This window comes from Amycolatopsis sp. NBC_00348 (assembly GCF_036114655.1).
Taxonomy (GTDB): domain Bacteria; phylum Actinomycetota; class Actinomycetes; order Mycobacteriales; family Pseudonocardiaceae; genus Amycolatopsis.
On the sequence record NZ_CP107994.1, the window covers coordinates 10,134,272 to 10,159,843 of the forward strand.

Annotated in this window: 24 protein-coding genes and 1 pseudogene; 15 read left to right on the forward strand and 10 right to left on the reverse strand. The window is 70.5% G+C overall.

Features of this window, described 5'->3' with window-relative positions; translation table 11 throughout:
- Nucleotides 1-41 precede the first annotated feature (41 nt).
- Nucleotides 42-764 carry a DUF899 family protein gene (locus tag OHS58_RS45850; protein WP_328646435.1) on the forward strand — a complete coding sequence of 241 codons (723 nt, stop codon included), beginning with the start codon at nt 42-44 and terminating at the stop codon, nt 762-764.
- A gap of 113 nt (nt 765-877) precedes the next feature.
- Here OHS58_RS45850 and OHS58_RS45855 read toward each other — a convergent pair whose 3' ends face one another.
- On the reverse strand, nt 878-1,411 hold the full coding sequence (locus OHS58_RS45855) for a TetR/AcrR family transcriptional regulator (RefSeq protein ID WP_328646436.1): 534 nt from the start codon (nt 1,409-1,411) through the stop codon (nt 878-880).
- 91 nt (nt 1,412-1,502) lie between these two features.
- Here OHS58_RS45855 and OHS58_RS45860 point away from each other — a divergent pair, with 91 nt between their 5' ends.
- From OHS58_RS45860 to OHS58_RS45870, 3 genes are all read left to right on the forward strand, one after another.
- Nucleotides 1,503-1,961 carry a nuclear transport factor 2 family protein gene (locus OHS58_RS45860; protein WP_328646437.1) on the forward strand — a complete coding sequence of 153 codons (459 nt, stop codon included), beginning with the start codon at nt 1,503-1,505 and terminating at the stop codon, nt 1,959-1,961.
- Nucleotides 1,962-2,022: 61 nt separating this feature from the next.
- Nucleotides 2,023-2,802, forward strand: a complete 780-nt coding sequence (locus OHS58_RS45865; RefSeq protein WP_328646438.1) for a class I SAM-dependent methyltransferase — start codon at nt 2,023-2,025, stop codon at nt 2,800-2,802.
- Nucleotides 2,803-2,929: 127 nt separating this feature from the next.
- The gene (locus OHS58_RS45870) at nt 2,930-3,055 is read left to right on the forward strand and encodes a hypothetical protein (RefSeq protein ID WP_256475969.1); all 126 of its coding nucleotides are present in this window, start codon (nt 2,930-2,932) and stop codon (nt 3,053-3,055) included.
- Between the two features lie 12 nt (nt 3,056-3,067).
- Here OHS58_RS45870 and OHS58_RS45875 read toward each other — a convergent pair whose 3' ends face one another.
- Complete coding sequence (locus OHS58_RS45875; protein ID WP_328646439.1) at nt 3,068-4,345, reverse strand: glycosyltransferase family 4 protein; 1,278 nt, start codon at nt 4,343-4,345, stop codon at nt 3,068-3,070.
- A 110-nt stretch (nt 4,346-4,455) separates the two neighbouring features.
- On the opposite strand from OHS58_RS45875, the gene OHS58_RS45880 reads away from it, so the two are divergent.
- Complete coding sequence (locus OHS58_RS45880; RefSeq protein WP_328646440.1) at nt 4,456-6,219, forward strand: glycoside hydrolase family 2 protein; 1,764 nt, start codon at nt 4,456-4,458, stop codon at nt 6,217-6,219.
- Nucleotides 6,220-6,573: 354 nt separating this feature from the next.
- Here the strand turns inward: OHS58_RS45880 and OHS58_RS45885 are convergent, their stop codons facing one another.
- Nucleotides 6,574-7,692, reverse strand: a complete 1,119-nt coding sequence (locus tag OHS58_RS45885) for an ROK family transcriptional regulator (RefSeq protein WP_328646441.1) — start codon at nt 7,690-7,692, stop codon at nt 6,574-6,576.
- An 89-nt stretch (nt 7,693-7,781) separates the two neighbouring features.
- On the opposite strand from OHS58_RS45885, the gene OHS58_RS45890 reads away from it, so the two are divergent.
- A complete protein-coding gene (locus tag OHS58_RS45890) occupies nt 7,782-9,011 on the forward strand; it encodes a YbiU family protein (RefSeq protein ID WP_328646442.1) in 1,230 nt (409 codons plus the stop codon).
- A 46-nt stretch (nt 9,012-9,057) separates the two neighbouring features.
- On the opposite strand, the gene OHS58_RS45895 is transcribed toward OHS58_RS45890, so the two are convergent.
- The 4 genes from OHS58_RS45895 to OHS58_RS45910 all read right to left on the reverse strand — a co-directional run bounded on the left by OHS58_RS45895 (nt 9,058) and on the right by OHS58_RS45910 (nt 12,288).
- Nucleotides 9,058-9,285: a hypothetical protein gene (locus tag OHS58_RS45895; protein ID WP_328646443.1), complete on the reverse strand. Its 228-nt coding sequence runs from the start codon at nt 9,283-9,285 to the stop codon at nt 9,058-9,060.
- Nucleotides 9,286-9,500: 215 nt separating this feature from the next.
- Entirely contained in the window at nt 9,501-9,989 is a 489-nt protein-coding gene (locus OHS58_RS45900; protein WP_328646444.1) for a glutathione peroxidase, read from the reverse strand.
- A gap of 14 nt (nt 9,990-10,003) precedes the next feature.
- Entirely contained in the window at nt 10,004-11,518 is a 1,515-nt protein-coding gene (locus tag OHS58_RS45905; protein ID WP_328646445.1) for a glycoside hydrolase family 57 protein, read from the reverse strand.
- Nucleotides 11,515-12,288, reverse strand: a complete 774-nt coding sequence (locus OHS58_RS45910; protein ID WP_328646446.1) for a class I SAM-dependent methyltransferase — start codon at nt 12,286-12,288, stop codon at nt 11,515-11,517. The genes OHS58_RS45905 and OHS58_RS45910 overlap by 4 nt, the downstream gene beginning before the upstream one ends.
- Nucleotides 12,289-12,340: 52 nt before the next feature.
- On the opposite strand from OHS58_RS45910, the gene OHS58_RS45915 reads away from it, so the two are divergent.
- Complete coding sequence (locus OHS58_RS45915; RefSeq protein WP_328646447.1) at nt 12,341-12,766, forward strand: hypothetical protein; 426 nt, start codon at nt 12,341-12,343, stop codon at nt 12,764-12,766.
- Here OHS58_RS45915 and OHS58_RS45920 read toward each other — a convergent pair.
- Nucleotides 12,744-13,589 (reverse strand): DegV family protein, encoded by an 846-nt coding sequence (locus OHS58_RS45920; protein ID WP_328646448.1) that lies wholly within the window; start codon nt 13,587-13,589, stop codon nt 12,744-12,746. The genes OHS58_RS45915 and OHS58_RS45920 overlap by 23 nt on opposite strands.
- A 244-nt stretch (nt 13,590-13,833) precedes the next feature.
- Here OHS58_RS45920 and OHS58_RS45925 point away from each other — a divergent pair, with 244 nt between their 5' ends.
- The 4 genes and pseudogenes from OHS58_RS45925 to OHS58_RS45940 all read left to right on the forward strand — a co-directional run.
- On the forward strand, nt 13,834-14,619 hold the full coding sequence (locus tag OHS58_RS45925; protein WP_326946856.1) for an electron transfer flavoprotein subunit beta/FixA family protein: 786 nt from the start codon (nt 13,834-13,836) through the stop codon (nt 14,617-14,619).
- 26 nt (nt 14,620-14,645) lie between these two features.
- Nucleotides 14,646-15,605: an electron transfer flavoprotein subunit alpha/FixB family protein gene (locus tag OHS58_RS45930; protein WP_247061854.1), complete on the forward strand. Its 960-nt coding sequence runs from the start codon at nt 14,646-14,648 to the stop codon at nt 15,603-15,605.
- A 158-nt stretch (nt 15,606-15,763) separates the two neighbouring features.
- On the forward strand, nt 15,764-16,546 hold the full coding sequence (locus OHS58_RS45935) for a GNAT family N-acetyltransferase (protein WP_328646449.1): 783 nt from the start codon (nt 15,764-15,766) through the stop codon (nt 16,544-16,546).
- Nucleotides 16,543-17,403: pseudogene (locus OHS58_RS45940) on the forward strand (lysophospholipid acyltransferase family protein); the annotation flags it as partial. The gene OHS58_RS45935 and the pseudogene OHS58_RS45940, both read left to right, overlap by 4 nt.
- 609 nt (nt 17,404-18,012) lie before the next feature.
- Here the strand turns inward: OHS58_RS45940 and OHS58_RS45945 are convergent.
- Complete coding sequence (locus OHS58_RS45945) at nt 18,013-18,915, reverse strand: NADP-dependent oxidoreductase (RefSeq protein ID WP_328646450.1); 903 nt, start codon at nt 18,913-18,915, stop codon at nt 18,013-18,015.
- 157 nt (nt 18,916-19,072) lie between these two features.
- Between OHS58_RS45945 and OHS58_RS45950 the strand changes: the two genes are divergently transcribed.
- The 4 genes from OHS58_RS45950 to mnmA all read left to right on the forward strand — a co-directional run bounded on the left by OHS58_RS45950 (nt 19,073) and on the right by mnmA (nt 24,126).
- Nucleotides 19,073-20,356 carry a response regulator transcription factor gene (locus OHS58_RS45950; protein WP_326946859.1) on the forward strand — a complete coding sequence of 428 codons (1,284 nt, stop codon included), beginning with the start codon at nt 19,073-19,075 and terminating at the stop codon, nt 20,354-20,356.
- 45 nt (nt 20,357-20,401) lie between these two features.
- On the forward strand, nt 20,402-21,769 hold the full coding sequence (locus OHS58_RS45955) for an MFS transporter (protein WP_328646451.1): 1,368 nt from the start codon (nt 20,402-20,404) through the stop codon (nt 21,767-21,769).
- A 64-nt stretch (nt 21,770-21,833) separates the two neighbouring features.
- Nucleotides 21,834-23,030 (forward strand): cysteine desulfurase family protein, encoded by a 1,197-nt coding sequence (locus tag OHS58_RS45960; RefSeq protein ID WP_328646452.1) that lies wholly within the window; start codon nt 21,834-21,836, stop codon nt 23,028-23,030.
- A 4-nt stretch (nt 23,031-23,034) separates the two neighbouring features.
- Nucleotides 23,035-24,126, forward strand: a complete 1,092-nt coding sequence (gene mnmA, locus OHS58_RS45965) for a tRNA 2-thiouridine(34) synthase MnmA (protein WP_326946862.1) — start codon at nt 23,035-23,037, stop codon at nt 24,124-24,126.
- 5 nt (nt 24,127-24,131) lie between these two features.
- Here mnmA and OHS58_RS45970 read toward each other — a convergent pair whose 3' ends face one another.
- Nucleotides 24,132-25,337: a DUF222 domain-containing protein gene (locus OHS58_RS45970; protein WP_328646453.1), complete on the reverse strand. Its 1,206-nt coding sequence runs from the start codon at nt 25,335-25,337 to the stop codon at nt 24,132-24,134.
- Nucleotides 25,338-25,572: the final 235 nt, after the last annotated feature.

Sequence of the window (25,572 nt, forward strand, 5' to 3'; positions counted from 1 at the left end):
GCTCCCCGCCGTCGGACCAGTTTCACGCGTAGGTTTCCCGGATGAGCCTGAGCTTCCCGGGCGAGTCGCCCGAGTACCGCGCCGCGCGTGATCGCCTGCTCGAACGGGAAGCCGCGCTGCGTCGCGAACTGGAGGCGGTGGCTGTCCAACGCCGCGACCTGCCACCCGGCGGTCTGGTGCCCGAGGACTACGTCCTCCAGGGCGACAACGGCGAAGTGCGGTTGTCGGACCTGTTTTCGCCGGGCCACGACACCCTGGTCGTCTACCACTACATGTTCCCGCGCGATCCCGACGACGACCGGCCCGGTCCGACGTCGGGGGAAAGCGCGCAGCTGACGCTGGAGCAGGGCCCGTGCCCGTCCTGCACGGCGTTGCTCGACCAGCTCGACGGCGCCGTGGAGCACTTCTCGCCCCACGCCGATTTCGCCGTCGTCGCGCGGGCGCCGATCGGGCACCTGCGGACGTTCGCCGCTGAACGCGGCTGGCGCCGGCTGCGGTTGTTCTCGTGCGCGGGCACCACGTTCAGCCGCGACTACCACGGCGAAGCGGCCGACGGCAGCCCGCGCCCGATGCTCAACGTCTTCCGCCGCGACGACGACGGGATCCGGCACTTCTGGGGTTCGGAGCTGCTGTACGAGCCGGCCGAACCGGGCCAGGACCCGCGCCACGTCGGGACGATCGAGCCGGTGTGGAACCTGTTCGACCTCACCCCGCACGGGCGTGGCGCGGATTGGGACGAGCAGCTCGGCTACTGCCACGAGTGAGCGGTGCGAACGGCCCGGTCGTGCCGTTCACGACGTCAAAACACCGCGTACGCCCGGTCTGCCGCAGCGTGTTCCCGTCGTCGTTGCCCGAAGCTCGCCGCCCGGCTGACGCCCTACCCCTGAGCGGCCAGGAGGACCTTCGCGGCCGCACGGGCCGTGCTCGCCTCGCCCGGGTCACCGGTGATCGCGGCGAGCACGGTCGCGCCCTCCACGAGCGAGAACAGCTGGTCGGCGGTGGTGTGGTCGGCGACGAGACCACGCAGGTAGGCGCGTAGCTCGTCCTTGTGCTTGCGGATCGCGGCGGCGATCCCGGGCGCCGGTTCGCCGAACTCGCCGAAGGAGTTGACGAACGCGCAGCCGCGGAAGCCGGGCTCGCGGAACCAGTCGTGCAGCCAGTCGAACACGGCGAGCGGGTCGTCGCCGCGGGCGTGGACGAATTCGCGCAACGACCGCCGCCAGCGTTCGTCGCGGCGCAGGAGGTAGGCCTCGACCAGGTCGTTCTTGGCCGGGAAGCACTGGTAGAGCCGTTTGAGCGAGACGCCGGAGCGCGCACGGACGGCATCCATCCCGACCGCCTGCACGCCGTGGGCGTAGAAGAGCTCCTCGGCGGCCTCCAGCAACCGGCCGGTCGCCTCCGTGGGATCCATGTCACCTGCCTCTGGTGCGGAGAATGAGCGTTCTCTACTCTAGCGGCAGTTCGGAGAACGGCCGTTCTCCGGGTTTCGGAAGGAGCCGTCCATGACCCCGGGCCCGCTGTTCCCGCCGTTCGACGAAGACACCGCCCGCCAGAAGGTCCAGGCCGCCGAGGACGCCTGGAACACCCGCGACCCCGAGCGGGTCTCGCTGGCCTACACCGAGGATTCGGTCTGGCGCAATCGCGACCAGCACGTCGTCGGGCGCGCGCGGATCGTCGAGTTCCTGACTGCGAAGTGGGAGCGCGAACTGGACTACGCGCTGCGCAAGGAGCTGTGGGGGTTTCGCGGCAACCGCATCGGCGTCCGCTTCCAGTACGAGTCCCGCACCGCGGCCGGCAAGTGGTTCCGCAGCTACGGCAACGAGCTGTGGGAGTTCAGCGACGAAGGCCCGATGCGCCGCCGCGAGGCGAGCATCAACGACGTCCCGATCGCCGAGACCGATCGCCGCATCTTCGGCCCGCGCCCGGAGTCCGAGCACGGCGTCCTGCTGCCGGTCTTCTAGCCGCTTCCGCCCGCAGCGGAACCACATCCGCCCGGCCGCTTCCGACGGCATCCTCGGGGTCATGACGGCACCGGCGTTCGGCGGCGAAGTGAGCGAGTACTACCAGCGGTTCCGCCGCGGCTACCCGCCCGAAGTCGCCGACGCCCTGGTCAGCGCGTGTGGTCTCACGCGCGACGACGTCGTGCTCGACCTCGGCTGCGGCACCGGCCAGCTCACCCGCGCCTTGGCGCCGCGCACCGGCGCCGTGCTGGGGATGGACCCGGAACCGGACATGCTGGCCGAGGCCCGCCGGGCGACGGCCGAGCCGAACGTCAGCTGGCTGCTTGGTGCGGACACCGACCTCGGCGCCCTGACGGCGTCCATCGGCCCCGGCCGGCTGGGCGCGGTGACGGTGGCGCAGGCGTTGCACTGGATGGACCACGAACGGCTGTTCGCGGCGGCGCGCCCGCTCCTGCGCGCCGGCGGCGGTGTCGTGGTGGTGACCAACGGCGAGCCGCTGTGGCTCCAGGACGCCGCCTGGTCGGCGGCGCTGCGACAGGTCCTGTCCGACCAGCTCGGCGTCCCGCTGCACCGGACGTGCGGCACGGACACGGCGAGCCAGGAGCGCTACCGCGACGCCCTCTCGGCCGCCGGATACGCCGTCGACCTGCGGGTTGTCGACTACTCGGCCACGCTCACCGTCGAGGAGATCGCCGGTGGCGTGTTTTCGGCGATGAGCCCGGACCAGCTCCCGCCCCCGGCGTCCCGGCCCGGGTTCGCCGACCGCGTCCGGTGCGCGGTCGAGCCCCACGGCCCGGTGGTCGAACACGTCCGGGTCCGGATCCTGACCGGCGTCCATTGACGGGCGAACCGGTCACGGAAGGCGAATGCGTAGCCGCCCGTGGTGTTCTCCCTATTGTTTCGCCGGGAGGGTGCGCGGATGCTCGCTGCGTGGTGCCTGTCGCGCCACTGCTCCCCGAGGAGTCCCGATGACCAGCAAGTTGAGCGCTGTCCTTGTCGCGCTCGTCGCCCTTTTCGCCTGCGCGTCCGTCGCCGCCGCGGCCACGGCCGTGCCCGCGGCCCACACGGACCGCGTCCAGGTCCGCCACTTCTGACGCGGCCGCTACCTACAGTTCCGGGATCCCGGCCGCGACCGGTTCGAACGCGTTGCCGGTGGCGATCTTCGGCCGGGGCAGCTCCACCGGCTCGCCTGCCTTCGTCCGCCGGTAGACCGCGACGGTCGCCTCGGCGATCCGGCCCCAGTCGAAGTCGGCGGCCAGCCTGGCCTGCGCGGCCCGGGCCCGCCGCGCCGCCGCGTCGGCGTCGTTCAGCACCGCCGTCACGGCGTCGGCCAGTGCGCCGACGTCGCCGGGACTGAACGCCAGCCCGGTCTCACCGTGGACGACGACCTCGCCGAGCCCGCCGGCGGTCGACGCCACCAGCGGCGCCTTCGCGGCCGCGGCCTCCAGGGCGACGATCCCGAACGGCTCGTACCGGCTGGGCAGGACCACGGCGTCGGCCGCGGCCAGCGCCGCGCGCAGGTCCCGGTCGGACAGGTGCCCGACGAAGTCGACCGCGCGCCGCACCCGCAGCTTCCGCGACTGCTCGACGAGCTCGTCGAAGTGTCGTCCTTTCCCGGCGACGACCACGCGCGTGCCGGGGTGGCGCCGCCGGATGCGGGGGAGCGCGGCCAGCAGATCCTGGACGCCCTTCTCCCATTCGAGCCGGCCGAAATAGAGCAACAGAGGCGCGCCGGCCGGGCTGTAGACCTCGCGGGCGTGGGCGATCTCGTCGGCCGGCACCTGCCAGCCGCGTTCCTCGATGCCGTTGTGGATCACCGTGACGTCGTCGGCCTCGATCTCGAAGAGGTGCGCGACCTCGCGGCGCATGGCCTGCGAGCAGGTGATCACGGCGTCGGCGCGGTTGGCCAGCCACCACTCGACCGAGTGAACTTGCTGGTTCAGCGGGTGCGACAGCCAGCCGGAGTGCCGGCCGGCCTCGGTGGCGTGGACGGTGCCGACCAGCGGCACCCGCGCGGCCTCGGCAATCGCGATGGCCGGGTGCGCGACCAGCCAGTCGTGCGCGTGGACGACGTCCGGCTGCCAGCTCCGCAGCAGGTCCTGCGCGGCGCGGACCATGGCATGCCCCATGGCGAGGGTCCAGGCGACGAGGTCGCGTTCGAAGGTCACGTGCATCGGGTCTTCGGCCACCCGGATGATCCGCACGCCCTCGACGACGCGGTCGCTGCGCGGGTGCGTCCCGGCGTCGGTCCCGGCGGCGTGCCGGCACAGGACGACGACCTCGTGACCCTGTCCGGCCAGGTGACAGGCGAGCGCGTGCACGTGCCTGGCCAGGCCGCCGATGGCCACTGGCGGGTACTCCCAGGACAGCATCAGCACACGCATGGGCAGAGGTTACTCGCGAGTCGCAAGAGCCCGGCGGCGGTCCACCGGACCCCTTCGCCTGTGACGTCGATCACTGGCTCGTGGCCGCGGCTCTGCCATCATCGGCCGGGATGACTTCCCCCGAAGACACCGGCTGGCGCCGCGTCGACCCCGTCCTGCCGACCCGTTGGTCCGCTGAAGTCGGCCCGGACAACGCGCTGCCCGAGTACCCGCGGCCCCAGCTGACCCGGCCCCGCTGGCTGAACCTCAACGGCGTCTGGGAGTACGCGGGCTGGCCGGCGGCCACGGACGAGCCGAGACCGTCCGGCTACGCCGAGCGGATCCTGGTGCCGTTCCCGCCGGAGTCGGCGTTGTCCGGAATCGGCCGGCGCGACGAAGTCCTCTGGTACCGCCGCCTAGTCGAGATCCCGGACGGCTGGCGCGGCGACCGCGTCCTGCTGCACTTCGGCGCCGTCGACCAGAAGGCCCAGGTCTGGGTCAACAACCAGCTCGTCGCGACGCACGAGGGCGGCTACACGGCGTTCAGCGCGGACATCACCGACGTCCTGCGGCCGACGGGTCCCCAAGAGCTGACCGTCCGCGCCGAGGACCGCACCGACATCGAGCCCTTCCCGGTCGGCAAGCAGCGCAACGCCCCCGGCGGAATCTGCTACACGGCGTCGTCGGGCATCTGGCAGACGGTCTGGCTCGAGCCGGTGCCCACCGCCCGCGTCGAACGGCTGGAGCTGACCCCGGACCTCACCGGCGTCACAGTGTTCCCGCAGGTCACAGGGGGCTCCACGGTGGTGGTCGTGCTTTCGACCACCGACGGCGAGGTGGCCCGCGGTTCGGGCGAAGCCGGGACGCCGGTCCGCGTGGACGTTCCCGAACCACAACTCTGGACACCCGACGACCCACACCTCTACACCCTGGAAGTCCGGCTGCTGGACCGCCACGGCGCGGTCCTGGACGAAGTCGGCGGCTACGCAGGCCTCCGAACGATCGGTCTGGTCCCCGACGCCGAGGGCCGTCCGCGAATCGCGCTCAACGGCCGGATCACCTTCCTCCACGGCCCGCTCGACCAGGGCTACTGGCCCGACGGCATCTCGACCGCGCCGACCGACGACGCGTTGCGTTTCGACCTCGAAAAGACGAAGGAGCTGGGCTTCAACTTCGTCCGCAAACACGTCAAGGTCGAGCCGGCCCGCTGGTACTTCTGGGCCGACCGGCTCGGCCTGGTCGTCTGGCAGGACATGCCATCGCTGACGGTGTCGTTCGACGGCCCGCCAGGACCCGCGCCGGACCCCGTCCCGCAGGCCCGGGACCGGTTCGAGGCAGAATTGATCAAAATGATCACACAACTGCAGGCGGTCCCGTCGATCGTCGGCTGGGTGCCATTCAACGAGGGCTGGGGCGAGTACGACACGGCCCGCGTCGCGGAACTGGTCAAAACGCTCGACCCGACCCGCTTGGTGATCGCGAACAGCGGCGTCAACTGCTGCTTCTCACGCCCCGACACCGGCGCGGGCGACGTCTACGACGACCACACGTACGTCGGCCCGGGCGAGCCGTCGGTCCAGGACAACCGCGCGATAGTCGACGGCGAGTACGGCGGCCTAGGCCTGGTCCTCGACGGTCACTGCTGGCCCGGCCCACCGAACGCGTACGAGATGACGCCGACACCGGAGCGGCTCACCGAGCGCTACGCGGAGGTGAGCGCCCGCTTGGAGCGAGTGATAGCGGAACGTGGCCTATCCGGCGCGATCTACACCCAGACGACCGACGTCGAGAACGAGGTCAACGGCCTGCTGACGTACGACCGCCAGGTGACAAAGCTCGACCCGGCGGTGGTAGCGAAGTGCGTCCGCGCGGTGATCGACGCAGGCTCCGACTGATTCTGGCAACACCTGGACGCGACGCCGCTGGGGCTGTCGTCAGCGTTCGGCAATGCCCGGGTGATGTGCCCTCGCCCGGCCGTCGTCTGACTTCGGCAACGCTCAGGCGCTGTGTCGCGGCCGGGCGTTGGTCTGACTTCGGCCACCCACCCGGAGGTGGTGTCGCCGCCAGGCTGTCGTTCGATTCGGGCAACGCCCGGAGACCATCTCGTCGTCAGGCTGTTGTCTCCTCTTCGACAGCCGACAGCCGACAGCCGACAGCCGACAGCCGACAGCCGACAGCCGACAGCCGACAGCCGACAGCCGACAGCCGACAGCCGACAGCCGACAGCCGACAGGGCCGCGCGGCCGCGGCTAGCTTTCGGCGATCGCCGCGATCAGGGCGTCGCGGCCGTGGTCGAGTGCGGACAATAGCGCGCCCCGCAAGGCCGCCGAGTCCGTGACCGTGCCCGCCTCCACCCGGACCGGCCCCGGTGTGGCCGCCGTGACCGCTCGGCGGATTTCGGCGACCAGGCCCGGGCGGCTGCCGGCCGGGCCGCCCAGCAGGACGACGTCCGGGTCGACGATGGTGCAGATCGCGGCCACGGCCCGGCCGAGCGTCGCGCCGAGCAGTCGTAGCCGCTCGACGGCCACGCCGTCGCCGGAGGCCGCGCGCGAGAGCGTGGTCAGAATCGCGTCGACGTCCAGCGAAGGCGCGTCCGACCTGCCGAAACCCTGACCGGCCAGCGTCTCGGCGAGCGTTGTTCCCGAGCTGTCCAGGTAGCCGATCTCGCCCGCCAGGCCGTGCGCGCCGCGGACCAGCTGGTCGCCGACGTAGAGACTCACGCCGAGCCCGGCCCCGACGTAGACGTAGGCGAAGCTCTTCGCGTCCCGCGCCGCACCCTCCCGGCGTTCGGCGAGTGCCGAGAAATTGACGTCGTTGTCGAGCAGGACGTCCCGGCCGATCTCGCCGGCCCGGATCGTGCCCTCGGGAAACGGCGACCCGGGCAGCGCGACGACCTCGTGCGTCACCGGGTCGACCGGGTTGGCCACCGAGACCGCTGTCGCGCGGACCGGTCCCGACCCACCGGCGCTCGCGGCGGCGAGGGCGGCGCGGACCGCCGTGGTCATCGGGCGACCATCAGGAGCGTGGTGGTCGGTCGCCAGAACTGTGCCGGTCAGGCTGGTAGTCACCGTCCGGATGCCCTGCTGGTTGACCTCTGCGGCGACGACCCGGCCGGCGTCCGCGGCCAGCTCGTAGAACGTCGCGATCCGCCCGCGGCGGCCGGTCTGGTCGGTGCCGGTGGCCCGCAGCGCGCCCGCCGTCTCGAGCCGCCGGACGGACTCGGAGATCGTCGGCTTCGAGATCCCGGTGGTCGCGGCCAGCTCGGCGCGCGTGGTCCGGTTGTGGACGAAGACGTGGTCGAGCACCGCGCGGTCGGTCATGGCCCGCAGCATCGCCAGGCGCGGGAGCGGCCGGTCGGGGTCGGACATCGCACCTCTTGTGGCCGGGAACGGACGGGGTTACCGTAGCGAGAGCATTCTAGTAAGGAGTCCTAACCAAAAGATCGCGGAGGAAACCGATGACCACCACCGAGCTGCCGGCGAACATGTCCGAGGCCGTCGCGCGGACCAAACAGGAGCTGCGCGCCCGGGTCGGCGACGTCGCCGGCGCGTTCGCCGAAGTCCGGGAGTGGATGCGGCGGGAGGTCGACGTCGTCGCCGCCGACCAGGACGCTTTCCCCGTCGTCCGGTTTCGCGACATCGCCGACGGGACCGTGCCGCAGCGGACCGTGGACGCCGTCCGGCGGCGCGGCTGCGCCGTCGTCAAGGGCACCTTCGGGCGCGAAACGGCCGAAACCTGGGACGCCGAGCTCGCCGCGTACCTCGCCGGCAACGACTTCGCCGGGACCTACCAAGGCCCGGCCGACGACGTCTTCGCCGGGCTCGCGTCCGGCCAGCCGCAGATCTACCCGGTCTACTGGTCGAAGCCGCAGATCCAGGCCCGCCAGCACGAGCACATGGTCGCCGTCCGGCGGTTCCTCAACTCCTTCTGGCGGCACGAGTCCGAAGGCCGCGTCTGGTTCGACCCCGATCGCGACACCGCCTACCCCGACCGCATCCGCCGCCGCGCGCCCGGTTCGGCGTCGCTCGGGCTCTCGGCCCACACCGACTCCGGCTCGGTCGAGCGCTGGCTGCTGCCCGCCTACCAGCAGGTGTTTCGCCACGTCTTCGCCGGGAACTGGCCGGAGTACGACCCGTGGGACGGCGCCTACCGCACCGAAGTGGACGAATTCCCGTCCACGGTCATGTGCTCGGCCTTCCGCACCTTCCAGGGCTGGACGGCGTTGTCGGAAATGCGCCCGGGCGACGGCGTCCTGCAGGTCGTGCCGATCCCGTCGGCGATCGCGTACGTCCTGCTCCGCGCGCTCCAGGACGACATCCCCGACGACGACCTCTGCGGCGCGGCCAACGGCCAGGCCCTGCCCGTCGGCGACAAGTACCACGACGACCTGCTGCCGGCGCTGACCTCGATCCCCGCCGTCGAACCGGGCGACACGGTCTGGTGGCACGGCGACGTCATCCACGCCGTCGCCGACGGCACCAATCCGGACCGCTGGGGAAACGTCATGTACATCCCGGCGAGCCCGCATTGCGCGAAGAACGCCGCGTACGCCGAAAAGTGCGGCCGCGCGTTTCTGGCCGGCGCGAGCCCGGGCGATTTCGCGCCGGAAGACTACGAGGTGAACTGGACCGGCCGCGCCACCGCCGACGACCTCGACGACGTCGGACGCGCTCAGCTCGGCCTGTGAACGTGCCGGGGCGGGAGGCCACCGCCCCGGCACGGCGAGCCGGGATCTACAGGTGCAACCAGAGTCCCAGGTGCAGACCCAGGATGTTGATGTGCCCGTGGTGGTGATGGTGGTGGTGACCGACGCACAGCAGGCAGTCGCGAGCCTGGCCGGCCGCGTCCGGCTGTGCCGCGACCGGCGCGGCCGAGGCGGCGCCCACCGCGGGCCCGGCCAGCAGCAGCCCGAGTGCCACGGGGAACGTTGCCAGCGCTGCCCGGCGTCTGGAGGTGCTCATCGGGTGATCCCTTCTCGCACACGACGACGCCGGAATGGCGTCATCAAAAGTATTCGACGCGAGAAGGGGAAAACGGCAGGCTGATCACCCGCGGTTCGACCGTCCGGCTCACGGAAACCGTTTTCCGGCGTGTTTCCGTGATACCCGAACGGCCGCTGAAACCCGTCGATCCGGTGAATTCCGGTGACGCCGGGGGAGCATGCCCCGGGCCGCCGTCACGCGGGCAGGGCCGCCTCGATGGCCTTGACGACCGCCTCGTCCTCGGGCTCGGTGCGCGGCCGGAACCGCGCCAGGACCTCGCCGTCGGCGCCGACGAGGAACTTCTCGAAGTTCCACTGGACGTCGCCGGACGCGCCCTCGGCGTCGTCCGTCTTCGTCAGTTCCGAGTACAGCGGGTGCCGGTCGTCGCCGTTGACGTCGATCTTCTCGAACAGCGGGAAGGTGACGCCGTAGGTCGTCGAGCAGAACGTCTGGATCTCGTCCGCGCTGCCCGGCTCCTGCCCGGCGAACTGGTTGCACGGAAAACCGACCACGGAGAAGCCCTGGGCGCCGAAGCGCTCCTGCAGCCGCTCCAGGCCGGAGTACTGCGGGGTCAGGCCGCACTTCGACGCGACGTTGACCACCAGCAGCGCCTTGCCGGCCAGCGCACCCAGCGAGCTGTCCTGCCCGTCGAGCGTCTTGACCGGAATTTCGTGGATCCCCATCCGATGAGTCCCTTTCACTTGTGCTTCAAAGCCCGGGCGTCGAGGTGCCCGAACGGTCCGTCGTCGGCGCGGTAGGCCGCGGCCAGCTCCTCGCCTTGCCCGCGGTCGCCGCGGCGCACCGCGCCGGCCAGCGCGTCGAAGCGTTCGGTGTGCACGGCGGCCCGGCGCCGCGCGTAGTCGGCGGCGGAGTCCTTGGTGACCATGAACGCCCAGTCGCTCTCCAGGGCCAGCATCGCCTCGGCGACGGCCTGGTCGGCGACGGTGTCCCGGGCCGTGGTGTCCAAACCGGCCACGAGGTCCAGCAGCCGTTCCTGCAGCGCCGTGTTGGCCTCGACCATGTCCTTGACCTGCTCGCCGTCCCAGACGCGCCAGTCCTTGCCCGACCCCCACGACGACGCGGGCAGGTCGATCGGCGGGCCGACGTGCCCGGCTTCGAGCGCGCCCTTGAGCGTCGTGACCCGCACCCCGGCCTCGGGCAGCGCGCGCAGCACGCCCTCCAGCCAGGCCGGTCCTTCGTGCCACCAGTGCCCGAACAGTTCGGTGTCGTACGCGGCGACCACGAGCGACTCACGCCCGTGTTGCGCTTTCAGCGACCGCAGCCGCGTCACGACGGTGTCGACGAAGTCCTTGACGTGCAGGCCCAGGACGTCCGCGGCGAGCGACGGGTCGTACGGCGCCTTGTCGGCCGGCTCGACGGTCTTGCCGGTGACGCGCGACGCCTTGAGCCCGACCTCGTGCGCCCAGGTGTGGAAGTCGCGGTACGCGGCGTGCCCGGGGTAGCCGGCCTTCGGCGACCAGACGCGGTAGGTGACCTCGAGGTCGCGTCCGAAGGCGAGGACGTCGCTGTCGCCGACCGGCCGCGCGGCCCAGGTCTCGCCGCGCAGCGACGGCCCGTCGACCATGAACCGCCGCACGCCCGCGGCGGCGTAGTCGTTTTCCAGACCAGGCGCGTAGCCGCACTCCGGCGCCCAGATCCCCTCGGGCCGTGAGCCGATCCGCAACGCCGTGTCGGCGAGCCCCGCGTTCAGCGCGAACTCCCGCACCCGCGGCTCCAGCAGCGGCTGGAACGGGTGGGCCAGCGGCCCGCCGAGCACCTCGATGGTCGAGTTGTCGACCAGCGACCGCAGGATCGGGGAGAAGCCGTGCCGCCAGCGCGTCCCGAGTTCTTCGGCCGCGCGGACGGCGGTCCGGTGCTCGGCCGCCGCGAGCTCGCGCAGGATCGGGTCGCCGCGCCAGAGCGTCGACGCGTGCTGGGCGCGCAGCTGCCAGTGGCCGAGCCAGTCGTGGCAGGCGCGGATGCTGTACGGGTCGTCGAGCTGCGCGGCGAGCACCGGTGTCATGCCGAGCGTCAGCACGTCACGGCGGCCTTCGGCGGCGAAGCGTTCGAGCAGGTCGACCATCGGCAGGTACGAATGCGCCCATGCCTGGTACAGCCATTCCTCGCCGACCGGCCAGGTCCCGTGGTGCGGCAGCCACGGCAGGTGGCTGTGCAGGACGAGGCAGAACGTGCCCTCGTAGTCGTCCGTCATCGGCGCACCGCCACGGCGATCAGGTCCAGGCTCGCGTCGAGGTCGTCGCCGTGGATGTCGAACCCCGTGGCTTCGATCGCGGCGACGTCGGCAAGCAGCTCCGCCGGCCAGACGGCCTGCCCGGGCAGCTCGCCCATGACGACGTCGAGCTGCGCGTCGATGATCGAACCGCCGTACCGCTCGTCGAGCGCGCGGACGGTCTCGCCGTGGTGCAGGCCGTGCAGTGTCACGACGTCGAAACCGGCGTCGGCCAGCAGCCCGGCCAGCTCGGCCGGCGCCAGCTCGCGGGTGTGGTACGGATTCAGCGGCGTGTCGCTGTCCGGGGTGAAGGTCAGCCGGTTCGGCGTCGTGACCAGCAGTTTTCCTCCTGGCGACAACACCCGTCGGCACTCGGCGAGGAAGCCGCCCTGGTCCCAGAGGTGCTCGATGACCTGGAAGTTGGCCACGACGTCCACCGAGGCGTCCCGCAGCGGCAGGTACGCCAGGTTCGCGCGCGCGACGGCGACCTCGGGGTAGCGGCGAGCGACGTGCTCGGTGGTCGGCACGTCGTAGTCCAGTGCGAGCACCCGACGGGCCGTGGTCGCGAGAAGACCGGCGCCGTAGCCCTCGCCGCAGCCGGCTTCGAGCACCGTCGCGTCCACGCAGTGGGGGAGCAGAGCGAGGTACGCGGCTTCGTGGCGCCTGAACCAATAGTTCTCGACGGCGATGCCGGGCACGGTCCGTTCGCCGGTCAGGTGCAGCGCCTCGGCCCGGGTGGCTGGGGTGGTCACCTCCGCGACCCTAGCGGTGTCACGTCCGGCGCGGCCGTCTCGTTCCGTGGTCATGCAACGGACCATCACCCGCGTACTCCTCGTGTTCTTCGGCGTCGTCGAAGCCGTGACCGGAATCTGGCCACTGGTCACCCCGGCCGGCTTCTACCAGGACTTTCCCGGCTTCCGCACCGGCTGGGTCTCGATGGACGGGCCCTTCAACGAGCACCTCCTGCGCGACTTCGGCGGGCTCAACCTGGCCCTCGCGGCCCTCCTGATCGGGGCTGCCGTGATCGGCACCACAGCCGTGGCGCGGCTGGCGGCCGTCGCGACGGTGCTGTTCGGCCTGCCGCACTTCCTCTACCACCTCGGCCACGTGTCGCACTTCGAGCAACTCGACCAGGTGCTCATCGTCGTGACGACCGGGCTCGGCGTCGTGGTGCCGATCGTGCTGCTGCTGATCCCCGGGCGCCGGGTCAGTCCACCGGCGACACGGTGATGCCGAGTGCGCCCGGGCCGAGGTGCGCGCCGATGACCGCGCTCGCCTCGACAACCATGCTCTCGGCCATCCCGGACACGCGGCGCTCGATCTGCCGGCCGATCTCGAGCTCGTGGTCGCCGGCGCCGAACCGCGTCACGGCGATGTCGACGCGGAAGCCACCGGACTTCCGCACGGCGAGCTCGACCATCTTGGCCAGCGCCCGCCGCGTGCCGGGGACGCGGGCGAGCGGCGCCACTTCACCGTCCTTGACCGTGAGCAGCGGCTTGATGGAGAACGCTGTGCCGAGCGTCGCCTGCGCGGCGCCGATCCGCCCGCCGCGGCGGAGGTATTCGAGCGTGTCGACGTAGATGAACTCGGTGCTCGTGAAGCACCGGCGTTCGGCGGCTTCGATGACGCGGGCGGCGTCCCCGCCGACGGCGGCCGCCCGGGCCGCGGCGATCGCGGCGAAGCCGAGGCTCATCCCGGTGGTGCGGCTGTCGAGGACGTGCACCGGGATGCGGACCTGCTGGGCGGCCTCCCGGGCCGCGCGGACGGTGTCGGACATCCGGCCGGAGAGGTGGACGCTGACGATCGCGGTGGCGCCGGAGGCGGCGGCTTCCTGGTAGGTCCAGAAGAACGCCCCTGGGTCCGGGGGCGAGGTGGTGATCATCTGGCCGGCTCTCATGGTGTCGATGACCTTGCCGCGGTCGAAGCGGTTTTCGTCGTCGAAGTGGCTTCCCATGTTGAGCTGGATCTGCACGACGCCGATGGCCCAGCGGGCGGCGACGAGGTCGGGAAGGCACGAACTGGAGTCGGTGATGACGGCGATGCGCGCTGGCATGGTGCCGGAGGTTAACCCCTAATGGCCTACTGGGAGTAGGCCGTAGTTGGTCCGATCGGACGAACGGCGGTTCAGGTGGGGTAACCGGTCGACTACCGGGACGATGGTCCCACTAGTTTGCGCATCCAGGTGAATGGCGTCACCTCGGCGGGTCCTGGCGGCGGAATGGCCCTAATCTACCGGCCAGTAGAGCACTGACCCGTGGCGCGCCCGCGGGCCACAACCGGGAGGTCGAAGAAGACCCATGACCAACATCGTCGTCCTGGTCAAGCAGGTACCGGACACCTACTCGGAGCGAAAGCTCAGCGGGGCCGACCACACCCTTGACCGCGAATCCGCCGACGCCGTTCTCGACGAGATCAACGAGAAGGCCGTCGAAGAAGCCCTGAAGATCAAGGAAGCCGGCGAGGGCGAGGTCACCGTGCTCTCGGTGGGCCCCGACCGCGCGACCGACGCGATCCGCAAGGCGCTGTCCATGGGCGCCGACAAGGCCATCCACGTCTCCGACGAGGCCCTGCACGGCTCCGACGCCATCGCCACCGCGAAGGTCATCGCCGCCGCGATCGCCAAGGTCGAGAACTACGACCTGATCATCGCCGGCAACGAGTCCTCCGACGGCCGCGGCGGCGCCGTCCCGGCGATCCTCGCCGAGCTGCTCGGCCTGCCGCAGGTCACCTACGCGCGTGAGGTCACCGTCGAGGGCACCACCATCAAGGCCGTCCGCGAGACCGAGGACGGCCTCACCCGCCTCGAGGCGACCCTGCCCGCGGTGGTCAGCGTCGGCGAGAAGATCAACGAGCCGCGCTACCCGTCCTTCAAGGGCATCATGGCCGCCAAGAAGAAGCCGGTCGAGACCTTCACCATCGCCGACCTGGGTGTCGACGCGGGCGAGGTCGGCCTGGCCAACGCCTGGTCCACCGTGACCGAGGCCTCGCCGAAGCCGCCGCGCACCGCCGGCGAGAAGACCGAGGACGAGGGTGACGGCGGCACCAAGGTCGCCGAGTACCTGGTCGGCCAGAAGCTCATCTGACAACGGTTCGAGGAGGAAGTAGAACAATGGCTGAAGTACTCGTCCTCGTCGACCACGTCGACGGTGAGGTCAAGAAGGTCACGCTGGAGCTGCTGACCGCGGCCCGCGCGCTCGGCGAGCCGTCGGCCGTCGTCGTCGGCGCGACCGGCACCGCGGCCAAGGCCAAGGAGTCGCTGGCCGCGCACGGCGCCGCCAAGGTCTATGTCGCCGAAGGTGACGACGCCGCGAACTACCTGGTCACGCCCAAGGTGGACGTGCTCGCCGCGCTGGCGCAGCAGGCCTCCCCGGCCGCCGTGCTCGTCACCGCCAGCGGTGAGGGCAAGGAGGTCGCCGCGCGCCTGGCCGTCCGGCTCGGCTCCGGCCTGATCTACGACGCCGTCGGCGTCAACGGCGACGGCGTGATCGACCAGTCGATCTTCGGTGGCGCGTTCTCGGTGAAGTCCAAGTCGTCGAAGGGCGTCCCGGTCGTCTCCATCCGCCCGGGTGCCGTCGAGGCCGAGCCCGCCGAAGGCGCGGCGGCCGAAGAGACCGTCGAGATCCCCGCAACCGACGCGGCGAAGGCCACCAAGATCACCGGCGTCGAGCCGGTGACCGGTGGTGACCGTCCGGAGCTGACCGAGGCCTCGATCGTGGTCTCCGGTGGCCGCGGTGTCGGCTCGGCGGAGAAGTTCGACGTCGTCGAGAAGCTGGCCGACTCGCTCGGCGCGGCCGTCGGCGCCTCCCGGGCCGCCGTCGACTCCGGCTACTACCCGGCGCAGTTCCAGGTGGGCCAGACCGGCAAGACGGTGTCGCCGCAGCTGTACATCGCGCTCGGCATCTCCGGCGCGATCCAGCACCGCGCCGGCATGCAGACGTCGAAGACGATCATCGCCGTCAACAAGGACCCGGAGGCGCCGATCTTCGAGATCGCCGACTTCGGCATCGTCGGCGACCTGTTCAACGTCGCGCCGCAGCTGACCGAAGCGGTCGCGAAGCGCAAGGGCTGATCTGCTGTCCCGAAGGGCCTTCCGGGTGCTCCCGGAAGGCCCTTCGCGCGTCTCCGGGACCTGAGAGAAGCCTGAGAACCCGCAATTAACTGAACGTGCACTAATCGGTCATCGGATGGCACTCTCCGCGGATTCCTACGCCCGGGTACACCTTGACCATGACGACGTCACAGCTCCTCGTCAGCACTGATCAGGCGGGTTCCGCGCTCCCGGCGGACGCCCCTCGGTACTCCCTCCTCGTCGCCCACGCGAACGACGAAGTCGTCGCGGCGCAGCGCCTGCGTCACCAGGTTTTCGCCGAAGAGATGGGCGCGCGGCTGCATTCCCCGCGTCCCGGCCTCGACGTCGACGAGTTCGACGAGTTCTGCGACCACCTCGTCGTCAGAGACGACAACACGGGCGACATCGTCGGCTGCTACCGGATGCTGCCGCCGGACCGCGCCGTCCAGGCCGGGAAGCTCTACGCCGACAGCGAGTTCGACCTGACCGCGCTCGACGCCCTGCGTCCCTCCCTGGTCGAAACCGGCCGTTCGTGCGTGCACCCCGACCACCGCAGCGGCGCCGTCGTCAGCCTGGTCTGGGCCGGGATCGCCCGCTACATGCTGCTCTCCGGCCACCGCTACCTCGCCGGCTGCGCGTCCGTCCCGCTGGTGGACGGCGGCTCGTTCGCCGCGGGCGTCTGGGACGTCCTGCGCGCGAAGCACTACTCGGACGAGGCGACGCGCGTCTCGCCATTGATCCCGTGGGACACGTCCGCGATCGAGCGCCCGGCGCGGTCCACGCTCCCGCCGCTGATCAAGGGCTACATCCGGCTCGGCGCCAAGGTCTGCGGTCCGCCGGCGCTCGACGTGGACTTCGGCGTCGCGGACTTCTTCGTCCTGCTCGACCTGCAGAACGTCAACGAGCGCTACCTGAAGTTCTTCCTCGGGAACCAAGCATGAGCCACGCCTGGATGCCGACGTCGCCGTGCGGCGACGGCTGCCTCACCGAGGGCGACCCGGTGGTCGGCCTCCCGCGCCGGGTGCTGCGGTTCGCCTCGGCGATCGTGGTCGTCTTCGCGGCGATGCTGGCGTCGCCGCTGCTCCTGGTCACTCGCGGCCGCGAGCGCCTGGTCCGCCTGATCTTCCGGGGCGTGCTGCGCGCTTTCGGCGTCCGCCTCGACGTCCGGGGCGGCGACGACTTCCGAACCGCGCCCGCCGGCCGTGGTGCGCTGGTGGTCAACAACCACATCTCCTGGCTGGACATCGTCGCGATCAATGCGCTGCGGCCGATGCGCGCGCTGGCCAAGAAGGAGATCGCGGGCTGGCCGGTGCTCGGCGGACTCGTCCGCCGCGGCGGCAGCATCTTCCTCGACCGCGAGCGGCTGAAGACGCTGCCCACGACGATGTCCGAGCTGGCCGACGCGCTGCGCTCAGGCTCGCTGGTGAGCGTCACCCCCGAAGGTACGACGTGGTGCGGCCTGGCGTCCGGTCGTTTCACGACCGCGACGTTCCAGGCAGCCATCGACGGCGGCGTCCCGGTCCGCCCGATCGCCCTGCGCTACCGCCTGGCCGACGGCCGCGAGACCAGCCACCCGGCGTTCATCGGCCCGGAGTCGCTGATCGCGTCCCTGCGCCGGGTCGCGGCACTGCGGGGCCTGGTGCTCGAGGTCCACATCTGCCCGGAGATCGCACCGGGCCGAGCGGAGACCCGCCGCGAACTGGCCGCACTGGCCGAGGCGGCGGTCCATTCCGCGCTGGGAACGGTGCAGATCCCGGCTCAGCAGCGCCGGCGGACCCCGCGCCCGCAGGTCGTGCCGACCCCGGCCGCCGCGGTGGAGGTCTCGGCGTCCGAAGCGACGATGTTCCAGGTCGCGACCACGCCGCCCGAGTCGGTGGCTCGCGGGGTTGTGGCCGCGCGGTCCGAACTGGTGGCTTCCGGGGTTGTGGCCGCGCCGCCCGAGTCGGCGGATCACCGGGCTGTGGTCATGCCGTCCGAATAGGTGGCTCGCCGGACTGTGGCCGCGCCGTCCGAGCTGGTGGCTCGCGGGGTTGTGGCGACGCCGCCCGAGTCGGTGGCTCCCCGGGTTGTGACCGCACCGTCTGACGTGATGCCTCCCCGGGCCGGGGCCATCCAGACCGCGCCGACCCAGGTCGTGGCCGCCCAGGCCATGCCCTCCCTGGCTTCGCCTCCCGCGAAGTGATCCGAGCCTGTCGCCGCGATCCGGCGACAGGCCCTGGTCAGCTCGCGAACGGGCCTGTCGCCGATTGCCGGCAACAGGCCCGTTCCACGTATTGCCGAAGGCTGGCGGCAGGCTCGCTCCGTGTGTTGCCGACCTTCGGCAGCAGGCCCGTTCCGCGTATTACTGAAGGCTGGCGGCAGGCCTGCTCCGTGTGTTGCCGATCTCCGGCAACAGGCTCGTCCGCGATCAGCCGACGGCGAGCGTCAGCTTCCCGCCGGGGTGCCCGCCTTCGCTCTCCGTCTGGGCGGCGGCCGCGTCGGCGAGCGGGTAGCTCTTACCGTGCGCGATGGTCACCCCGCGGTCGGTCAACCAGCCGGCGATCCCCTCCAGGACCTCACGCGACTGCTCGCCACCGCTGGAGAACGTCAGCCCCAGCTCGAACGCCGCGGCGTCGGCGATCGTGATGATCCGGTCCTGCGAGCCCCGCAGCTCGACCGAGCCCGGCAGGACACCGTGCCCGGACGTGTCGAAAACGGCGTCGACCGAGCCCGGCGCGGCTTCGCGGACCCGCTCCGGCCAGCCGTCGCCGTAAAGGACCGGGATGACGCCGAGGGACTTCAGGTCGTCGAGACTCCGGCTACTACCAGTGCCGATGACGGTCAGCCCCTTCGCGACAGCGACTTGCGCCGCGAACCGGCCCACCGTGCCGCTGGCGCCGTGGATGAGCAGCGTCTCGCCTTCGCGGATCTCGAGCAGGTTCAGGACGCGAAGGGACGTCTCACCGGCGACGGGCAGCGCCGCGGCGTCGGCCCACGAGAGTCCCGCGGGCTTCGGCGCAAGCGTTTTCCCCAGGGCGTATTCGGCGTAGGCACCGGTCTCGGACCAGCCGAAGACCTCTTCGCCCACGGAGAGACCGGTGCCCTCACCGACGGCGTCGACGACCCCGGCGACCTCGAGCCCGGGGGTGTGGGGGAAGGCGATCGGGAAGTTCTGCGCCATTCCACCGCCGCGGATCTTCCAGTCGATCGGGTTGATCCCGGCGGCCCGCACGGCCAGCCGCACCTGCCCGGGACCGGGCTCCGGCACCGGAACTTCGGACAGCTTCAGGACGTCCGGCCCGCCGTACTCGGCGAAGGTGATAGCTCGCATGGTGTCGTCTGCGCTCCTCGATTCGGGACCTTCGATGCTCGAATGTCCTCGCCACCGAGTCAACTCGCCCGGCGGGCGCGCCGAACCGCTCGGACGAGCAGTGTTCACTAGCCGGACGAGCAGGCCGCCGACGCGCGAGCACGCCTACGTTGGAGCCATGGACGCTTCCTGGTCGGATCCGCGACACGTGCTCGACGTCGTCGAACGGCTGTTGTCGGCGCCGCGCCCGCGGCTGCTCACCCAGTTCTCGATCGAGCTGGGGAAGCTGGTCCCGCACCGCGCCGCGGCGATGCAGACGGGGGACTGCCCGCGCAGCCCGCTCAAGGTCGTCGGCGATCCGGCGATCGCCCAGGCGTTGACGAGCGTCGAGCTGCAGCGGCTGGTCGACCGCAGCGAGCCGGGCACGGCCCTGGTCGTCGACGGCGTCCTGGGCGGCGTCGAACGCCGTCTCGTCCTGCTCGCGTCGTCGCCACCGGTCGGCAAGGGCGCGGTGCTCGCCGTGGTGCCCTCGTCGCCGGAGCCGCCGGCCGCCGAGCTGGAGCTGGCCGCCAGGCTGTGGCACATCCTCAGCACGGACGCCGGCCAGCGCGCGACCGACCCGGGCCCGGAGGTCCTGGCCAGCAACCTCGCCGCGGCCACCGCACGGGCCCAGGCGATCACCGACCTCGGCCAGACCCACGCGACGGCCCTGTCGACCCTCCTGGCGGTGCTCAGGTCCAGCCGCCTCCCCGACGCCGCCGCCCGCCGGACGGCAGTCGACCTCGCCGCCGACGCCCTGCTCGAGCTCAAGGGTGTCGTCGACCGCGACCAGGCCCTGTCCGCGGAACCGGCGGGCGCGGCGTTCGCCGTGCTCAAGAACCAGCTGGCCGACCTGGTGCGGCACACGGACGTCCAAGTCGACCTGGTCAGCCCGGTCGGCGAGGGCTCGCTCGCGCAGGACATCGCCCACACGGCCCGGACATTGACCCGCGGCCTGGTGCTCACCGCCCTGGACCGCCCGGCGACCACGCGCCTGCGGGCGTCCTGGCGCCTGGACGGCTCGGTCGTCCGCATCACGGTCCGCGACGACAGCCCCGACGTCGCCGCGGCTGTCCCGGCGGGCGGCCTGACGGAACGGCTCACCACCCTGGGCGGCCACTGGGAGGTCGACGCCGTCCCGGGCTGGGGGACGACGGTCACCGCAGTCCTGCCCCTCGGCGTCGCCGAACCGCCCGAGCTGCGTCCGCTCGACCGGCTCAACCCCCGCGAGATCGAGGTCTTGTCGGGAATCTCCCAGGGCCTGCGCAACCGGCAGATCGCCGAGCAGCTGCAGCTCAGCGAGCACACGGTGAAGTTCCACGTCCGCAACATCCTGGACAAGCTGGACGTGAGCTCCCGCGGCGAGGCCGCAGCCCTGGCGCGCGACCTGCGCCTGGAGCCGACGGCGCGCCACACCGCCTGAAACCGGCTTGACCTCCAGCGCGCTGGAGGTTGCACGCTGCTGATCATGACCTCGACCATCGACCCCGCGCCCGTCCGCCGCAGTGTGCTCTGGAGCGCGGAACACCGGCTGACGACGATCGCGTTGTTGCTCGTGGTCACCTTGGTCGCCTTCGAGAACATGGGCGTCGCGACGGCGATGCCGACCCTGGTCGCCGACCTGCACGGCCTGTCGCTGTACTCGTGGCCGTTCACGATCTTCCTGATCTCCAGCGTCGTCGCCACAGTCCTGTCGGGCCGCATCGGCGACCGCAGCGGCCCAGCACCGGCCCTGCTCGCCGGCCCGGCACTGTTCGCAGCCGGCCTGCTCGTCGCGGGAACGGCGACAGGCATGCCGACACTCCTGCTCGGCCGCGCCTTGCAGGGCTTCGGCTCGGGACTGCTCCTGGTCTCGGTCTCGCTCCTGATCGCGTTGACGTTCACCGACTACGAACGCCCGGTGATCTACGCCGCAAACGCCGCAGCCTGGGTCCTACCGGCGGTCATCGGCCCGTCTGTGGCCGGTGTCCTGACAGCCAGCGTCGGCTGGCGCTGGGTCTTCCTCGGCCTGGTCCCGCTAGTGATCGTGGGCGTGGCCATGTTGCTGGTGGTCGTCCGCCGCCTGCCTGCTCACGTCCTTGCCACCGGCGGCCCCCGCGCAGGCGTGGTCCAGGCGATCATCGCCGCCCTGGGCATCGCCACGCTGACCTGGGCCGCACAGCACCAGTCACTCCTCGCACTCGGCTACGGCACCGCCGGGCTATTGGCCCTCGGCTACGCCCTCCGCAAATTGCTCCCGGTGGGGACACTGACCTCCCGCCGAGGTCTCCCCACCGTCGTCGCCTCCCGGGCACTGATCGCAGGCGCATACGCCGGAATGGAGGCCTACCTACCCCTGACGATGAGCGCGGTCCACGGTTACAGCCCGGCCCTAGCCGGCCTGCCCCTGACGATCACGGCACTGGGCTGGTCCGCGGCATCTGCCGCCCAGGGTCGATACCTCAACTGGTCGAGAGAAGCATCCCTGCGCACCGGATTCTGGCTCGTGGCGGCCGGCCTGGTCTGCTTCGGCCTGGTCTCGCAGCCCTGGTGCCCCGGCTGGACGGCGTTCGTGGCCTGCGCGGTCGGCGGCGCGGGAATGGGGATAGCGATGCCTGCGATCTCGGTCCTCCTGCTCCGCTACTCGCCTGAGGGTGAACGCGGGTTCAACACCTCGGCGATGCAGCTCGCAGACTGGGTCGGATCGGCACTGCTCATCGGTCTGGGCGGCGTCTTGCTCGGTACTGTGGGCTCTGTTCTCGACCCGTCGCCGGCGATGGCCCTGCTCACAGTCGCCTTGATAGCGCTCGCCCTCTTGGGCGTGCGGCTGACCGGACGTTGGCCGTCGAAGGTGTGACAGGCCACTTCGAGGGTCAGGGTGCGCTTCGTCACGCACTGGAGCGGACTACCCTGAAGGAGCGATGACCTATCTCGACCACGCGGCGACCACTCCGATGTTGCCCGAAGCCATAGCGGCGATGACCGAGGCGCTGTCCACCGTGGGCAACGCCTCAGCGCTGCATTCCTCGGGCCGCCGAGCCCGCCGGATGGTGGAAGAAGCCCGCGAGACCATCGCCGACGCCTTGGGCGCCCGCCCTTCCGAAGTCATCTTCACCGGCGGTGGCACTGAGAGCGACAACCTCGCGCTGAAGGGCATCTACTGGGCTCGTCACGACGAGCAGAAGCAGCGCCGCCGCATCTTGTGCGGCGCTGCCGAACACCACGCGGTGCTCGACACCGTCGAGTGGCTTGAAGCCCGCTGCGACGCAGAGATCACGTTGCTGAACGTGGACAGCCAGGGCCGGGTGTCGTCCGAGGTTCTGCGTGCCGCTATCGCCTCGGATCCTGAAAGCGTCGCGCTGGTGACGGTGATGTGGGCCAACAACGAGGTCGGCACGATCAACCCGATCGCCGAGTTGGCCGCAGTCTGTGCCGAGTTCGACATCCCGCTGCATACGGACGCGGTCCAGGCCGTCGGCGCGGTCCCAGTCGACTTCGCCGCCAGTGGCGCAGCTGCGCTCACGTTGACCGGCCACAAGCTCGGCGGACCGTTCGGCGTGGGAGCTCTCCTTCTCGGCCGTGACGTGACCTGCGTACCTCTGTTGCACGGTGGCGGCCAGGAACGCAGCGTCCGCTCCGGCACCCTGGACGTCCCGGCGATCGTCGGGTTCGCGGCTGCTGTCCAGTCCAGCATCTCCACTCGGATCGAATACGCGAAGCGCGTCGAGGAACTGCGCGACGAGCTCATCGGAGCGATTCGACGCGAGGTGCCCGACGCCGTTCTCAATGGTGGAGAGTGCGAGCGGCTCCCCAGCCACGTCCATTTCACGTTTCCCGGATGCGCCGGCGACAGCCTGCTGATGCTGCTCGACGCCAAAGGCATCGAGTGCTCGACAGGATCGGCGTGCACCGCAGGCGTGGCCCAGCCGAGTCACGTACTCCTCGCAATGGGCGCGGACCCGGCGGCCGCTCGTGGCTCGCTCAGATTCTCTCTCGGCCACACGTCCACCGCCGCTGACGTCGAGGCGGTTGCAGCCGAGATCGGCGGTGTCGTCACACGTGCGAGGCAGGCCGGACTCGCCGGAATGCGCAAGCAGACCCAGAAGCAAGAGGTGTAAGGCAATGCGGGTTTTGGCCGCGATGAGCGGAGGAGTGGATTCGGCAGTCGCCGCGGCACGCGCGGTTGATGCCGGGCACGATGTCGTCGGCGTGCACCTGGCGCTGTCGGCGAAACCTGGCACTCTGCGCACTGGTTCGCGCGGGTGCTGCACGATCGAAGACTCGCACGATGCCCGGCGAGCTGCTGATATTCTCGGTATCCCTTTCTACATCTGGGATTTCGCTGAGCGGTTCACCGAAGAAGTCGTGGAGACGTTCGTCGGCGAGTATGCCGCCGGTCGTACACCGAATCCCTGTGTCACTTGCAACGAGAAGATCAAGTTCGAGGCTCTCCTCGAGAAGGCGATGGCACTCGGCTTCGACGCGGTCGCGACCGGCCATTACGCGCGCCTGTCCGTAGTTGACGGTGTGCCCGAGCTGCGCCGTAGTGCGGATAGTGGCAAGGACCAGTCCTACGTGCTCGCCTCCCTTACCTCGGAGCAGCTCAGTCACGCGATGTTCCCGCTCGGCGACTCCTGGAAGACCGAGGTGCGAGCAGAGGCCGAGCAGCGGGGGTTGTCCGTCGCGAACAAGCCGGACAGCCACGACATCTGCTTCATCCCTGACGGCGACACCAAGAAGTTCCTGGAGAACCGGCTGGGGCAGCGTCCAGGCGAGCTCGTCGACGCGGAAACCGGTGCAGTGCTCGGCCAGCACACCGGTGTGCACGGATTCACCGTCGGGCAGCGCAAGGGTCTCGGTATCGAAGCACCGGCACCGGACGGGCGTCCTCGCTACGTTCTGTCCCTGGAGCCGGTGTCCGGCTCCGTCAAGGTCGGCTCCGTAGCCGGCCTCGGGATCAACGTGATCGACGCCGACCGGCCAATCTGGCCCAGTGGCCGTCCGCTGACGGAGCCGACTGAGTGCGTGGTCCAGGTTCGGGCTCACGGCGGAATCGTCGATGCGGTCGCCGAGGTGGACTCGGACACCATGACCGTGCAGCTACGCGAACCGTTACGTGGGGTCGCTCCGGGGCAGGTCGTCGTGCTTTACCGACCAGACTCTGACGGCGGCGATATCGTCCTGGGCAGCGCGAAGATCGCGAGCACGCGCTGACCTCGTCATTTCCGAGGTTTCTTCGAGGACCGGTTCGCTCGTCGCCGGATCGGATGCATTGATGGTGGTGTTGTCGAGCGAACTCCGCCGGTCGGCGTCGCAACGTTCACGGTCCCGTCAGGAGTGACCTCGTAAGCCCACCCAGGCTGGTTCTTCAACTTGCGGTGGCGGGAGCAGAAGGTGACCGGCTGGTGCACGACCGCCTCGGTCCCGCCTGACGCTCGAGTCGGCTCGATCCCGCAACTCTGGGCGGGCCGCGTGCACCCAGGCTGTCGGCACTCCTGGTCTCGGACGCGGATGAACTCGTCATGTGCCGAGTCGAGCGGATAGCGCTTCGGCGAGAGCTCGACCACCTGGCCGGTACGCGGGTCGGTGAGCACTCGTCGCAACGTCGTGTCGGGCCCGCTGATGATGTTGCGGGCGACCGCGGGTGCGATCGGACCACGGCCGGCCAAGGTCACCGGGAGATCGTTCAGGCTCAGATAGGTGGCCAGGTCGACGTGCAAGAACACTTCGGTTCGTGCGCTCGGCCCACCCGTGCCGCTCAGGAGCAGATCCAGCGCGACGTCGGCTCGGAGCTGGTCCAGTGTTCGCGCTTCTTCGGGCGTCTTCAGGGCGCGAGCAGCCTGGTCGATGCGGGTATAGACAGCGGTCGCCTTCTCGGTCGGAGCGTTGTTGATCGACAGGTGGGTCACGGCGGTGTCTTGGTGGTGCAGGCTGAATCGTCGTTCGAGGAGCTTCTGCTCGGTCCGGCTCGCGGCACCTTCCGGGTCGGCCTTTGCGGCGGCATACGCGGCCGCCCGACGGACCTGGGTGGCGTTCCGTCCGGGAACCCGGTCTTCGAGCGCTTCGTCGACGATGCGCACGTAGTCACCGGAAACCCAGGCGGTGGCGTCCGTGACCTTCATGGCGCGATAGAGGTCCAGCCTGCCGTCGTCCATGAGGTTGAGCATGCGCGGAAGCCGGGCGATCAGCGCGTTGGCCGCGGAAACAATGGCACCGGCGCGGTGTTCCGTTATGGACAGGGCCAAGGCCACTTCCGAAGCTGTGCTGGGTGCCCGTCTCCGGCGCACGCTGAGGTCCGCGATCGCTCTCAGTTGAAGTGCCTGGAGCTTGGAGATCTCGGCATCGGTTTCGCGTATCAACTCGACGACCTGGTCGTCTTGCATGCGCTGCAACGTATCCGGGCTTGCGCGGACAGTCTGCAGCATGAAGGGAAGCTTGTCGTGAGCGTTCCGGGAATTGGTCGTGGGGTCGAGTTTGCGGAGTGGTCGCGAAGATGACATGAGCGCGACCGTACGGCAGTTTTCGGCGAAATTGCGATGGAGGGCACGAACGGTCCGTTCGTGCCCTCCGTGACTTGACTCGCCGGGACTGGTTCCGGAATGGTCGGTGTGTATGGACCTATGCAGCGCCAGATCCAGGGTGGGTGATGACCGTGAATGG